Genomic DNA, 12,222 nt, shown 5'->3' on the forward strand with positions numbered 1-12,222 from the left:
GCCGGTTACCGGCCGTCCGCGCTCGGGACGGCGCTCGCCTCGACGAACTCGACGATCGCGCGCAGCGACACGAGCACCGAGTCGAGCATGTCCTCGCCCAGTTCGACGCCGTAGCGCTCGTGGACGTGGTTCATCAGCGAGATGTAGCCGAACGAGTCGAGCACCCCGGCCTTGAAGAGATCGGTGTCCCCGGTGATCTCGTCGCCGAACCGGAACAGCGCCTCGTCCTCCAGGTAGCTCTGCAGCTCGGCGGTCAACGTCGCGTCAGGCATGGGGTGCTCCCTCGATCAGATCGGCCAGTTCGGCCCAGTGCTCGCGGATGAAGAAGTGGTCGCCGGGCAGCCGGTGGCGCTCCAGCGGCTCGGTGGTTTCGCGCTGCCACGCGCCGATCTCGGCGTCGCTGAACGGCTCGCGGTCGCCGGTGACCACGGTGATCGGCACGTCCAGCGGCGGCTCGTCGTCGTGGACGTACCGGCCGAGGACGGTGAAGTCCGCGCGCAGCACGCGCTCGTAGTGCGCCATCAGGTCCTCGAACTGCCGCAGCTGCGCGGGCACGCCGCCGAGCTCGTCGAGGTGCGCCCAGAACGCGTCGCCGGTGAGGCGCCAGGTGTCGCGTTCGCGGCTCGGCACCGCCGGCCCGCACTCCCCCGACACGACGAGCCGCACCGGCTCGGGCAGGCCCTCGGCCCGCAGCCGCCGGCACAGCCGGAACGCCAGCCGCGCGCCGAGGCTGTGGCCGTAGAGCGCGTACGGCTCGCCGACGTTGTCCCGCAGCTGGTCCATCAGGTCGGCGACAACGGCGTCGGCGTCGGCCAGCAGCGGCTGCGCCACCCGCCGGCCGCGGCCCGGCCGTTCGAGCGCCACGACGTCCAGGTCGCGGGTGTGCTCAGCCAGCGCGCGGTAGGCGTTTTCGTCGCCCCCGGCGTAGGCCACGGTGAACACGCGACGCGGTTTCTCCGGCGCCGCGACGGGTGTGTCGATCTGCCGGACCATCCGGGTCAGCACTCCTTCCCCGCCGATTTCGCGGAAGTTCCCGGCCGGAAGCCGGCGCAGCACCGCGCGGACGCTGTCCGCCCAGCGCACGGTCCCGGCGATCTGGTCGCTGAGCGTCCGGGCGACGTCGCCGTCGCGGTACGGGCGCGCGGTCACGTTGGCGATCACCGTCTTGGCCAGCGGCGCGAACCGGAACCCGCGCAGGAAGGCGGCGAACTCGTCCCGGGCCGCACGCATGTACCGCGAGTGGAACGCGGCCGAGACACGCAGCGCCGCCACCCGGAACCCGCGCCCCGACAGCGTTTCCCGCGCCCGGTCGATGTCCGCCGCCGGTCCGGACAGGACGTTCTGCGCCGGGGTGTTGCGGTTCGCGACGTCCAATGTGGACAGGTTTTCCAACACGAGCACCTCGGTGAGGTCCGCCTCGGACGGCCCGACCACGGCCAGCATCGCGCCGTCGCGTTCGGTGGCCATCAGCGCCGCCCGCTGGGCGACGAGCTTCAGGCCCGTCTCGAAGTCGAACGCGCCCGCGGCGAGCAGGGCGTTGTACTCGCCGAGGCTGTGCCCGAGCAGGACGTCGGCCGCCTGTTCGCCGCGGTCCACACTGTCCCAATAGGACAGTGCGTTGACGACGTAGAGCGCGGGCTGGGTGTAGCGGGTGTCGTCGAGGCGGCCGTCGGGGTCGTCGAGGCACAGCCGGGCGATGTCGTAACCGAGGACGTCGCGGGCCAGGGCGACGTGCTCGGGGTAGCGGTCGAACAAGCCCGCTCCCATCCCCTTGGCCTGGGTTCCCTGGCCGGGGAAGAGCGCGACGCTCGTGCGGTGGGCGACCGGCATGACTGCGTCCTCCTGCTCGGATCAGGACAGGGCTCAGGAGAGGGGGTTGCCCCAGGTGTCGAGGAACGCGACCGACTCCAGGGGCTGGCGGGCCGGCCGCCGGAAGTCCGTGGTGGTCGTGTACGCGACGGGCAGCAGGCCGACCTGGGTGACGTCCGCCGGCAGGCCGAGGATCTCCGCGGCTTCGGCTTCGCGCTGCAGGTGCAACGTCGTCAGCACCGTCCCGAGGCCCCGCGAGCGCAGCGCGAGCTGGAAGCTCCACACCGCGGGGTAGATGCCGCCGTAGAACGACGTCGCCTCGACGTGCCCCGACGGCCGATCGCCCTGCACGCACGGAACGACGAACACCGGGACCCGGTCGATCACGTCGATCAGGTGCTGCACCGAGCCGACCATCCGGCGCACGGCCGGCACCGCGGCCGCCGCGCCGAGCTGGGCGCGGACCCCGGCCAGGTAGTCGCGGCCGACGTCGCGGAACAGCCCGCCCAGCCGCGCGCGCCGCTCGGCGTCCCGGACGACCAGCCAGCGCCAGGACTGCTGGTTGCCCGGCGACGGCGCGTACGTACTGAGCCGCAGGCACGTCTCCAGCACGGCCGGCTCGACCGGCCGGTCCAGGTCGAGCTTGCGGCGGACCGCGCGAGTGGTGCTCAGGACGTGGTCGACACTCGCGGTGTCGACGGTCGCCGTGGTCATCGGCCCTCCAGCGCGGGGGTGCGGGTCTGGCCGGTCAGCACGATCTGGTGCAGCCGGCGCAGCTCGTCCGACGGGTCGAGCCCGAGCTCCTCGTTCAGCACGCGGCAGGTGTGCCGGTACGCGCTGAGCGCGTCGGCGCGGCGGCCGGCCCGGTTGAGCGCGGAGACGAGCTGGTGGTGGAAGCGCTCGCGCAGCGGGTAGCGGCGGATCAGGGCCTGCAACTCCGGGATCACCTCGGGCAGGTGCTCCTGCTCGAGGTCGGCCTGCACGCGCAGCTCCAGCGCGGCTTCGCGCAGGCCCTCCAGCCGGACGGCCTCGGCGTCCAGCGACGGTCCCTGGCGCACGTCGGCGAGCGCGGCCCCGTGCCACATGGCGAGGGCCTCGTCCATCTTGCGCGACGCCTCGGCGGCGTGACCGGCGTCGAGCACCGCGCGGCCGTCCCGCACGACCTGCTCGAAGCGGCGGGCGTCGATGGACCCGGGGTCGAGGGCCAGCAGGTAGCCGTTGTTGACCGTGGCGAGCACCTTGGTGCCGCAGCCGACGTGCTCGGCCAGCTGCTTGCGCAGGTGGTAGACGTAGGTCTGGATGGTCCCCACGGCCGACTTCGGCGGCCGCAGCGGCCAGAGCTCGTGGATGATGCGGTCGATGCCGACGGCGCTCGGGCTCTCCAGCGCCAGCAGGGCGAGGACCTGCCTGATCTTGGTGGACGTCGTGCGGACCTCCCCGCGCGGGCTTTCCACGCGCAGGGGTCCGAGCAAGCTGAGTTCCAGCATGGGAATCTCCTCGGTCTCCTCGGCCGGGCTACCGGCGCGAAACGGGGCGGCGGGGTGCTCGTCCCGAGCTCCACATGCCCGGCGGCCGGTACGCACGGTCGTCGGGTCCCCAGGGCGCGGCGGCCCGCACCGGGGGCGGCGGCGGTTCCCGGCGCAGCGCCGTGAGCACCGCGACCAGGGCCGCCAGCTCCGCGTCGTCGGGCGCGCCCCGCGTGACCACCACGGGCGGGGTCACGTCGGCGGGTTCCCGTGCTTGCGCTGCGGCAGCTGCGCGTGTTTCGAGCGCAGCGTCCCCAGCGCGTCGATCAGGATCCGCCGGGTGTCGGCCGGGTCGATCACGTCGTCGACCAGTCCGCGCTCGGCCGCGTAGTAGCCGTGCATCAGGTTCGTCCGGTACTCCTCGATCAGCTTGGCCCGCACCGCGTCCGGGTCCAGGGCCGCGTTGATCTCCTTGCGGAACACCACGTTCGCCGCACCTTCGGCGCCCATCACCGCGATTTCGTTGGTGGGCCAGGCGAAGGACAGGTCGCAGCCGATCGAGCGGGAGTCCATCACGATGTAGGCCCCGCCGTACGCCTTGCGCAGGACGACCTGCACGCGGGGCACCGAGGCGTTGCAGTAGGCGTAGAGCAGCTTCGCGCCGTGCCGGATGATGCCGCCGTGCTCCTGGTCGCTGCCGGGCAGGAACCCCGGCACGTCGACCAAGGTGACGAGCGGGATGCTGAAGGCGTCGCACATCTGCACGAACCGCGCGGCCTTCTCCGACGCCGGGATGTCCAGCACCCCGGCCAGCACCGCGGGCTGGTTGGCGACGACGCCGACCACGTGCCCGTCCAGCCGGGCCAGGCCGCAGAGCACGTTGCGCGCCCAGGACGCGTGCACCTCGAACAGCTCGCCGTCGTCCACGACCTCTTCGACGACCGCGCGCATGTCGTAGGCCTGCGCGACGTCGGCGGGCACGAGGTCCAGCAGCCGCTCGCAGCGCCGGTCGGGCGCGTCGGACGGCTCGACCGACGGTGCCAGCTCGCGGTTGTTGGCCGGCAGCAACGAGATCAGGTAACGGACGTCTTCGAGGCACTCTTCCTCGGTGTCGTGGACGAACCCGCTCGCGCCGGACACGGTCGCGTGCACCGCGGCCCCGCCGAGCTGCTCGTGGGTGATCTCCTCGCCGGTCACCGAGCGCACGACGTCCGGGCCGGTGATGTACATCTGCGCGATGCCGCGCACCATGAACACGAAGTCCGTCAACGCCGGCGAGTAGGTCGCGCCGCCCGCGCACGGGCCGAGCATCACGCTGATCTGCGGGATCACCCCGGAGAACCGGACGTTGCGCTCGAAGATCCCGCCGTACCCGGCCAGCGCCGTGACGCCTTCCTGGATGCGGGCGCCGGCGCCGTCGGACAGCGAGACCAGCGGGGCGCCCGCCGCACCGGCCATGTCCATCAGCTTCTGGATCTTCGCCGCGTGCGCCTCCCCCAGCGAGCCGCCGAAGATCCGGAAGTCGTGGGCGTAGGCGAAGACCGTGCGGCCGAACACCGTGCCCCAGCCGGTGACCACGCCGTCGGTCGCGGGGCGGCGGTGCTCGAGCCCGAACCCGGACGAGCGGTGGTGCCGGAACCGCTCGATCTCGTGGAACGAGCCGGCGTCGAACAGCAGCGCCAGCCGGTCCCGCACGGTCAGCTTGCCCTTGGCGCGCTGGACGCGGGTCGCGTCCGGGGACGGGCCGTCCTCGGCGCGCCGCCGGGCGGTGTTCAGCTCGCCGACCAGGGCGCGCAAGTCCCGGGGTACCGCCGGAGGTGTCGTGGGTCCGTCGATCGTCGTCATCGGCGAGCCCCCGGGAAAACGCTTTCCCAACCCCTCGGGACTGCACCCGTTCGCGAGCACCGCATCGCGGTCACTTGGTCGTCCACCGTCGTTCTCCTCGGCCGGAAGAAACACCCCGCACCGGACACAGCTCACCTGCACCGGCAATTCGGAAAATGGGAAATTCGGAATTGTTCTGCGCGCGGCCGGCTGTCCGCCGGCGCGCGAGGTCACCCGGGACCTAGCGGTTCGGCCCCTCGCCGGACCCGCCGCCGGCCGACACCACCGCGTCGGTCACGGAGTGCCCGGCGGGCGCATTTCCCGGGTGCGCCTGGCTCACACCGAAGCCCGCCGCGACGATGGCGAGCGCCAGGAGAACCGTCCGGGGCCCCCGTGCCTTCGTGTCCCCCGACGTCGCGTCATCCGATCCGTTCCGCATGGTCACCACTCCTTCTTGTCATCCACAAGCCGTTCACGAGCCATCGACAAGAATGACGATCACAGGTCCGGTTCCCGATTCCGTCCGTCCTCGATACCGCTCGCCTCCCCTGCCTCGGTATTCCGGACATAGCGGGCGGGAACGGCGGTATCGCCGCAGGTCAGCTCGCGCCGGCGAGCGGCGTCGAGGCGCTCTTCGACGATCTCGGGCGTCGCCCCCTCGGCCAGCACGCGCACTCCGGCGCTCGGCGGGCGGAGGTACTCCGCGCCGGCGAACCACCTCGGCTCCGGCGGGCGGACCGGCACCCCGGCCAGCGCGCGGCACAGCTCGGTCTGCACGTCGAACCCGGTCGTCACCTCGATCAGCCGGGCGATCCCGCGGGTCCCGAAGCCCGGGCGCGCGCGCACGATCCGCGGGCCGCGCCCGGACAGCACGACCGACGTCTCGGCGGGCCCGAACTCGTAGCCGACCAGGTCGAGCATGGCCGTGACGGTGGCCCGGACCTCCCTCGCCTCGGCTTCGCCGACCGTCGCCGGGAACAGGTACCGCACGCCGTGCGCCACGGCCCGCTGCGCGGTGACGCCCACGACGCGGTGCATGCCGTCGTGCGTCAACGTCGTCACCACGACCTCGGGCCCGGGCACGAACTCCCCCACGGCGAACGGCCCGGGGTGATCGTGGCGACGCGCCCACCCGGCCAGCGCCGCACCGGAGCGGACCACGGTCTCCTCGTCGCCCGAGCGGAGCACCGCGGGCAGGCCGGTCTCCGCGACCGCCCCGGGCACCTCGTCCGCGGTGGCGACCACCCGGGTCCGCACCATCGGGTGCCGGCTCGGCGCGAGCACCGCTTCCAGCCGGCGGTCGTCGGCCAGGACGTGCGCGGCCTCGGCGAACTCGGGGCACACGCGGGTGGCCGGGAAGCCGTCGCCGTCCAGCACGTGGGTGATGCCGCACCGCAGCACCACCTGGGCGACGGCACCGGCCACGGCGGTCTCGTCCCGCGCGTCCACCAGCGTCAGCCGGTCGGCGGCGAAGGGCGCGAACAGGGCGCGCTGGCCGACGTCGACGACCAGCCGGAGGTCGAGACCGCTGCGCACGGCCTTCCGCGCGAACGCGAGCGAGGGGAAGCAGAGCAGCAACCGCGAGGCCGGGCTCATGGCCCCACGTCCTCGTCACGGCCCGGAGCACCGACCTGACCGTCCACCCACCGCCGTCTCATCGCGACTCCCCGCACTTCGATGACCTGCGGTCCGCCGAAGTCGTCCCGCGGCCACGACACCTCGTGACATGGCTGTACCTCCTGCCACACTGCCCGCGCCGGATACCGATTCGTTCCCGCCGGCGCGCGGACGTCAGGAGCGGGCTCTGGGCGGGACCCCGGCGGTCCGGAAGATCTCGCCGGCCCGCTCGAGGCAGTCCGTGGCCTGGTCCGCGGCGCCTCGCGCGGCGTGGACGTCGGACAGGCCGACCAGCGCGCGGGCCTCTTCGATCCGGTAGCCGATCCCGGCGGCCAGCGCGTGGGCGCGCTCGTGCAGCACGAGCGCCTCGGCGTAGTCGCCTTCGAGCCGGCGCAGGCGGCCGATCAGGTTGTCGATGACGACCCGCCGGATCGGCGTCCAGTGCGCCTTCTGGTGCGCCAGCCCGAGGTCGACGAACCGCCGGGCCTGCTCGACCCGGCCGAGCCGGTACCCGGCCAGGGCCGACAGCGCGTACACCAGTGCGACATCGCCGGGCGCGCCGAAGTCCTCGCCCAGTTCACGAGCGACCCGCAGCTGCTCGTCGGCCTCTTCGACCGCACCCGTCCCGAGGTGGGCGAGCGACAGGTCGATGAGCGCGACGAGCTCGTTCTCCCGGGCCCCGAGCTCGCGGTTCAGCGTCAGGGCCCGCTTCGCCGTGTCGACCGCTTCGGCGTAGCGGCCCCACTGTTCGTACAGGGAGCTGAGGTTGACCAGCGACTCCGCCTCGGCCCGGCCGGCGCCGAGCTCCCGCTTGATCCGGATGGACTCCTGCAGCAGCGGGAGCGCCTCGTCGAACCGGCCGCAGGTGCACAGCAGCAGGCCGAGCATGCCGGTGTCCTTCGCGACACCACGCCGGTCGCCCAGGTCCGACGCGATGGCCAGCGCCTCCGACGCCGCTTCGATCCCTTCGGCGAACTTGCCGAGCTTCCAGTTCGCCACCGCGGAGTTCGACAGGCTCAGGCGCAGCAGTTCGGCGTCGCCGAGCCGGCGCGAGGAGACCACGGACACCTGCGCCATTTCGACGAACTCCGCGAACAGCCCGTCCGCGTCCAGCTGGAAGACGACGTTGCGGGCGAGCCGGGCGACGTGCCGGTCGAACCCCCGGCCGTGCGCGAGCGCGACGGCTTCCCGCAGGGTCGCCTGCTCCCGGTCGAGCCACTTGCGCGCCGCTTCGCGGGTCGGCAGGTGCGGCAGCGCGGGATCGCTTTCCCCGGTACCGGCCGGCAACCGCGCGCGACCGGGGAACAGCAGGTCGCAGACGTGGTCGGTGACGTCGACGAAGTAGTCGAGCAGCCGCTCGTAGCCGGCCGCGACCTGGCCGGCGTCGGTGCCCGCGCACTCGACCTGGTCGAGCTGGTTGACGAAGCTGCGCACCAGGTCGTGGAAGGTGTAGTAGCCGATCTCGTGCTGCTGCAGCATGTGCGCGTCCAGCAGCACCTCGAGCACGGCCTCCGCGGTGTGGGGGGACAGGCCCAGCAGCGCCGCCGACGAATAGACATCGATGTCACGTCCGGGGTGCACCCCCAGCATGCGGAACGCGGTGCGGTGGCGCGGCCCGAGCCCTTCGTAGGAGATCCGCAACGTGAGGTCCACCCCGCGCTCGCCGGACTTGAGCTCGTCCAGGCGGCGCGACTCGTCGCTCATCCGGTCCACGAGGTAGCCGATCGGCCACCGCGGGCGGTTGCCGAGCCTGCTCAGCGCGATCCGCATCGCCAGCGGCAGGTGCCCGCACAGCGCGACGAGCTCGGCCGCCGCGTCGGCCTCGGCTTCCACGCGCCGGGTGCCCAGCACCCGGGCGGCCATCGCGACGCCGTCCTCGGTCGTCATCGTGCCGAGCGAGAGCCAGTGCGCGCCGTCCAGGTCGATCAGCCGCGTCCGGCTCGTGACGAGCACGAGCGAGCCGGGGCCGAGCGGCAGCAGCGGCCAGACCTGGGCGACGTCGAAAGCGTTGTCCAGCAGGACGATCAGCCGGCTCTCCGCGGTCATCGTGCGCCAGAGCCTGGCCCGCGCCTCGGCGTCGTCGGGCAGCTGGTCGGCCTCCACGCCGAGCATGCCCAGCAGGGCCTCGGCGGCGTTGCGGGGCGACAGCGGCTGCCCGCCGGAGGTGTACCCGCGGAGGTTGACGTACAGCTGCCCGTCCGGGTAGCGCTCGGCGAGCAGGTGCGCGGCGCGCACGGCCAGCGACGTCTTCCCGACGCCGCCCATGCCGTCGATCGCGACGATCCGCGGCCCGCGGTCGGCGGGCGCGTCGAGCCGGCTCAGCAGGCCGTCCAGCTCGGGCTTGCGGCCGGTGAAGTCCGCGAGGTCGTAGGGCAGCGTCCGGGCGACAACGGCGGCCGGCGGCTCCGCGGCTCGCGCGGGCTCGGGCGCTTCCCGGGGTGGTTCGAGGGCGGGATCGTTGCGCAGCAGGCGTTCGTACAGGTCCGACAGGTCGCTGCCCGGGTAGATCCCCAGCTCCTCCGACAGCAGCGCGCCGACCTTCCGGTACTCCTCCAGCGCGTCCGCCTGCCGGCCCGAGCGGTACAGGGCGAGCATCAGCTGGGCCCGCAGCTTCTCCCGCAGCGGGTGGGCCGCGACGTGCTCCCGCAGCTCGCTGACCAGCTCCCGGGACTCACCGCGCGAGAGGCGCAGGTCGGTCAGCTGCTCGACGGCGTCCAGGTACCGTTCCTGCAGCGCGACGTCCGCGGCCTTGATCGCGGGCCCGCCGCTGCCGGCGAGCACGGACCCGCGCCGCAGCGCGAGCGCGCCCTGCAGGTGCGTGGCGGCTTCGTCCCAATTGCGGTCCGACGACGCCCGCCGGGCCTTCTCCAGCAGGTTCAGGAAGACGTTCAGGTCGACCTGCTCCGCGGGCAGGACGGCGCGGTAGCCCGGGCCCTCGGTCACGATGACCTCGCCGCCGGCCGGGATGACCTGGCGCAGCCGGGCGACGGCCTTGCGCACCTGGTGCGTCGCGGTGGCGGGCGGGTCGTCGTCCCAGACGGAGTCGACCAGCTGGGAGATGCTGAGCACCTGCCCGGACTCGAGCAGCAGGGCGACCATCACGCGCTCCTGGACGGCCCCGCCGAGGTGGATCCGGCGCGTGCCGGACCAGCACTCCAGCGAGCCCAGGACGTTGATGCGCAGCCCCGTCTCCTGGCGCGAAGGCGAGCCGCCCATCAGAAGTCGACACCTGTCGCCACGCAGCCACCTCTCCCATCCGGTCACCCCGAGCGGCCGCGGACGGGCATGTGGTGCGCCCACGCGCGAATCCCCATCGCCGCGACACCGGCTCCGGGTGAGAAAGAGGCCGCTCCCGCCAAGCCGCAGTCCTCGTACCCGGACGAACGTACCCGAATTCTCGCACGCCGGTCCCTGCGCAAAACCCGAGACTTCGTCTCCCCTTGTGGATCATCTTCCCACAGGGAATCGCGAAAAAGGAGGCAGTGAACACGAGACTGACGGGCAACCCGCGCGAGCACGCCCGCCGGTCGGCCGCACGGTCAGGACGTCATTCGCAGGCACCGCTTCCCCGGCCCGGCAGCACCTTCACGCCCACCACACGGGCGGTGGGTTTCGCAACCGTCGCGAGTATGGTCGCCGCCGGACTGTCCGAACGGACAACGCGGATCGTGCTTCCCGCCGCGGAGGCCCGTGCGCGACTCCGGCAGAAAATCGACAGGTTCACGCGGCGGCCGTGCGGGCTTTCGGTTTCCCTGTTGCGGCCGCAGACCCAGCACCGTGCAGCGAATATCGGGCCCATCCCGCTCTCGTTGCACAGCACCGAACCGGGCGCGCGACGCACCTCCTCCGGGCTCGGCCGCCGAGCGAAGAGACTGTAGGACTTCAGCTCGTCCGGTTCCAAAGCCGGGTACGTCAGCCGTCCCGAAACGTGAGCCGGTCGCCGGAAGAGGTGCTGCGCGGTGGATTCGATCGCCTGGGGACCATCGGACGTGCCGGACGTGATCGGCAAGGTCTTCGCGCGGTCTCCTGTGGCCGGGCCGTGTGGGCGAACGACCGGTCAGCGGCATGAGCGAATGCCGGGCAGGCCCGCCTGACACCGCCGGGCAGCCCCGTAGCGCGGTCTACTTTCCGGGGCGACGCGGCGCGTGGTCGAGCAGTGTTTCGGCGGCCTTGCGGGCGTGACGGCCGTAGTCGGGGTCGTTGAGCACCATCGCGCGGCTGGCGGCGCCGTCGGAGAGGGTGACGAGCTGCTCGGCCAGCGGTTCCGGCTCGGCGATGCCGAGTTCGTCCAGCAGGCCGGTCACCAGGGTGAGCATGAGGAGTTTCTGCTTGCGTGCGAAGGCGTGCACGCGGTCGGCGGGGTCTGGGTGCTCGACCGCGGCGTGGATGAACGGGCAGCCGTGGACGGTTCCGTCCGGCCACGGTCGCACCGCGAACATCGCGAGGAGCCGGTCGCGCGGGGGCAGGTCGTCGCGGCTGAGGGTTTCGAGCAGCGAGTAGCCGGACCGCAGGAGGTGGTCCAGCTGGGCCAGGACGAGGTCCTGCTTGGTGGGGAAGTGGGCGTACAGGGTCCGCTTGGACACCGGGGCGTGGGCGGCGATGTCCTCCATCGTGGTCGCGGTGATGCCGCGCGCCGCGAACAGGCTGATCGCGGCGGTCACCACGCGATCCCGGCCGCCCCGGCCGGCTCGGCGTGCAGGTTCCTCGCTCATGCCACCAAGTATACGGCAGCGTTTACATGACGCGGGGTGTCCGCTACGGTCATCCAGGTAAACGGCTGCGTTTACTTGAGGAGGAAGTATGGGCACAGTGACGAGCGGGATGGCGGAGCAGCTCATCCGCGCCCGGCGTGCGACCCGGGCGTTCCTGCCCGACCCCGTCCCGGACGAGACGATCGAAGCCGTCTTCCACCTGGCCGGCGCCGCGCCGTCGAACTCCAACGCGCAGCCCTGGCAGGTCGAGGTGGTCAGCGGAGCCGCGCGGGACAACCTCGCCGGAGCACTCGTGGCCGCGGGCCGGGCGGGCCGGCAAACCGTCGATTTCCCCTACAGCGACGACATTTACTCGCCGGTGCACCAAGGGCGGCGCGCTGCGTTCGGTGCCGCGGTCTACGACGCGCTCGGTATCGGCCGCGACGACCGCGAGCTACGTGCCGCGTACGACACCAAGAGCCTCAGCTTCTACGACGCGCCCCACGTCGCCCTGCTGTACGCGCCGGAGTCCGGCGACGCGCGGTTGACCGCCGACGTCGGCATGTACGCGCAGACGCTGCTGCTGGCCATGGCTGCCTACGGGGTGGCCAGTTGCCCTCAGGCACTGCTGAGTTTCTACGCCGACACGGTGCGCGAGACGCTCGGCGTCACCGGCGGGAAGCTGTTGTTCGGTATCGCGTTCGGCTACGCCGACCCGACGGCGTCGATCAACTCCGTCACCGTCGGCCGCGAGCCGTTGGAGAAGACGACACGCTTCCACCGCTGAGGGAGACTGCCGCGGTCACAGGGGTCGA

The 12,222-nt window shown here is 72.5% G+C and carries 12 protein-coding genes; 1 reads left to right on the forward strand and 11 read right to left on the reverse strand.

All coding sequences use genetic code 11. The annotated features are described in order from the left end of the window. Positions 1 to 5: 5 nt before the first annotated feature. From OG494_RS20835 to OG494_RS20885, 11 genes are all read right to left on the reverse strand, one after another. The gene (locus OG494_RS20835; RefSeq protein WP_247051087.1) at positions 6 to 272 is read right to left on the reverse strand and encodes an acyl carrier protein; all 267 of its coding nucleotides are present in this window, start codon (positions 270 to 272) and stop codon (positions 6 to 8) included. Continuing rightward, positions 265 to 1,830 (reverse strand): alpha/beta fold hydrolase, encoded by a 1,566-nt coding sequence (locus OG494_RS20840; RefSeq protein WP_328458195.1) that lies wholly within the window; start codon positions 1,828 to 1,830, stop codon positions 265 to 267. The genes OG494_RS20835 and OG494_RS20840 overlap by 8 nt, the downstream gene beginning before the upstream one ends. Positions 1,831 to 1,863: 33 nt before the next feature. Next, a complete protein-coding gene (locus tag OG494_RS20845) occupies positions 1,864 to 2,523 on the reverse strand; it encodes a nitroreductase family protein (protein ID WP_328458197.1) in 660 nt (219 codons plus the stop codon). Continuing rightward, positions 2,520 to 3,296, reverse strand: a complete 777-nt coding sequence (locus OG494_RS20850; protein ID WP_328458199.1) for an AfsR/SARP family transcriptional regulator — start codon at positions 3,294 to 3,296, stop codon at positions 2,520 to 2,522. Before OG494_RS20850 ends, OG494_RS20845 begins: the two co-directional genes overlap by 4 nt. Before the next feature lie 28 nt (positions 3,297 to 3,324). Then, complete coding sequence (locus OG494_RS20855) at positions 3,325 to 3,531, reverse strand: acyl-CoA carboxylase epsilon subunit (protein WP_328458201.1); 207 nt, start codon at positions 3,529 to 3,531, stop codon at positions 3,325 to 3,327. Further along, complete coding sequence (locus tag OG494_RS20860) at positions 3,528 to 5,120, reverse strand: acyl-CoA carboxylase subunit beta (RefSeq protein WP_328458203.1); 1,593 nt, start codon at positions 5,118 to 5,120, stop codon at positions 3,528 to 3,530. Before OG494_RS20860 ends, OG494_RS20855 begins: the two co-directional genes overlap by 4 nt. A gap of 220 nt (positions 5,121 to 5,340) precedes the next feature. Continuing rightward, positions 5,341 to 5,538, reverse strand: a complete 198-nt coding sequence (locus OG494_RS20865) for a hypothetical protein (protein ID WP_328458204.1) — start codon at positions 5,536 to 5,538, stop codon at positions 5,341 to 5,343. Positions 5,539 to 5,597: 59 nt separating this feature from the next. Next, complete coding sequence (locus OG494_RS20870; protein ID WP_328458206.1) at positions 5,598 to 6,695, reverse strand: hypothetical protein; 1,098 nt, start codon at positions 6,693 to 6,695, stop codon at positions 5,598 to 5,600. A gap of 195 nt (positions 6,696 to 6,890) precedes the next feature. After that, positions 6,891 to 9,932, reverse strand: a complete 3,042-nt coding sequence (locus tag OG494_RS20875; RefSeq protein ID WP_328458208.1) for an AfsR/SARP family transcriptional regulator — start codon at positions 9,930 to 9,932, stop codon at positions 6,891 to 6,893. A 331-nt stretch (positions 9,933 to 10,263) separates the two neighbouring features. Further along, on the reverse strand, positions 10,264 to 10,725 hold the full coding sequence (locus OG494_RS20880) for a hypothetical protein (protein ID WP_328458210.1): 462 nt from the start codon (positions 10,723 to 10,725) through the stop codon (positions 10,264 to 10,266). Positions 10,726 to 10,837: 112 nt separating this feature from the next. Further along, a complete protein-coding gene (locus OG494_RS20885) occupies positions 10,838 to 11,428 on the reverse strand; it encodes a TetR/AcrR family transcriptional regulator (RefSeq protein ID WP_328458212.1) in 591 nt (196 codons plus the stop codon). 88 nt (positions 11,429 to 11,516) lie between these two features. Here OG494_RS20885 and OG494_RS20890 point away from each other — a divergent pair, with 88 nt between their 5' ends. Continuing rightward, entirely contained in the window at positions 11,517 to 12,194 is a 678-nt protein-coding gene (locus OG494_RS20890; RefSeq protein ID WP_328458214.1) for a nitroreductase, read from the forward strand. The last annotated feature ends 28 nt before the right edge of the window (positions 12,195 to 12,222 follow it).

Origin of the sequence: Amycolatopsis sp. NBC_00438 (genome assembly GCF_036026695.1) — a bacterium.
Taxonomy (GTDB): Bacteria; Actinomycetota; Actinomycetes; order Mycobacteriales; family Pseudonocardiaceae; genus Amycolatopsis.

Coding starts and splice junctions, on each gene's coding strand:
- OG494_RS20835 (WP_247051087.1), bottom strand. CDS start 272: ATGCCTGACGCGACGTTGACCGCCGAGCTGCAGAGCTACCTGGAGGAC.
- OG494_RS20840 (WP_328458195.1), bottom strand. CDS start 1,830: ATGCCGGTCGCCCACCGCACGAGCGTCGCGCTCTTCCCCGGCCAGGGA.
- OG494_RS20845 (WP_328458197.1), bottom strand. CDS start 2,523: ATGACCACGGCGACCGTCGACACCGCGAGTGTCGACCACGTCCTGAGC.
- OG494_RS20850 (WP_328458199.1), bottom strand. CDS start 3,296: ATGCTGGAACTCAGCTTGCTCGGACCCCTGCGCGTGGAAAGCCCGCGC.
- OG494_RS20860 (WP_328458203.1), bottom strand. CDS start 5,120: ATGACGACGATCGACGGACCCACGACACCTCCGGCGGTACCCCGGGAC.
- OG494_RS20865 (WP_328458204.1), bottom strand. CDS start 5,538: ATGCGGAACGGATCGGATGACGCGACGTCGGGGGACACGAAGGCACGG.
- OG494_RS20870 (WP_328458206.1), bottom strand. CDS start 6,695: ATGAGCCCGGCCTCGCGGTTGCTGCTCTGCTTCCCCTCGCTCGCGTTC.
- OG494_RS20875 (WP_328458208.1), bottom strand. CDS start 9,932: ATGGGCGGCTCGCCTTCGCGCCAGGAGACGGGGCTGCGCATCAACGTC.
- OG494_RS20885 (WP_328458212.1), bottom strand. CDS start 11,428: ATGAGCGAGGAACCTGCACGCCGAGCCGGCCGGGGCGGCCGGGATCGC.
- OG494_RS20890 (WP_328458214.1), top strand. CDS start 11,517: ATGGGCACAGTGACGAGCGGGATGGCGGAGCAGCTCATCCGCGCCCGG.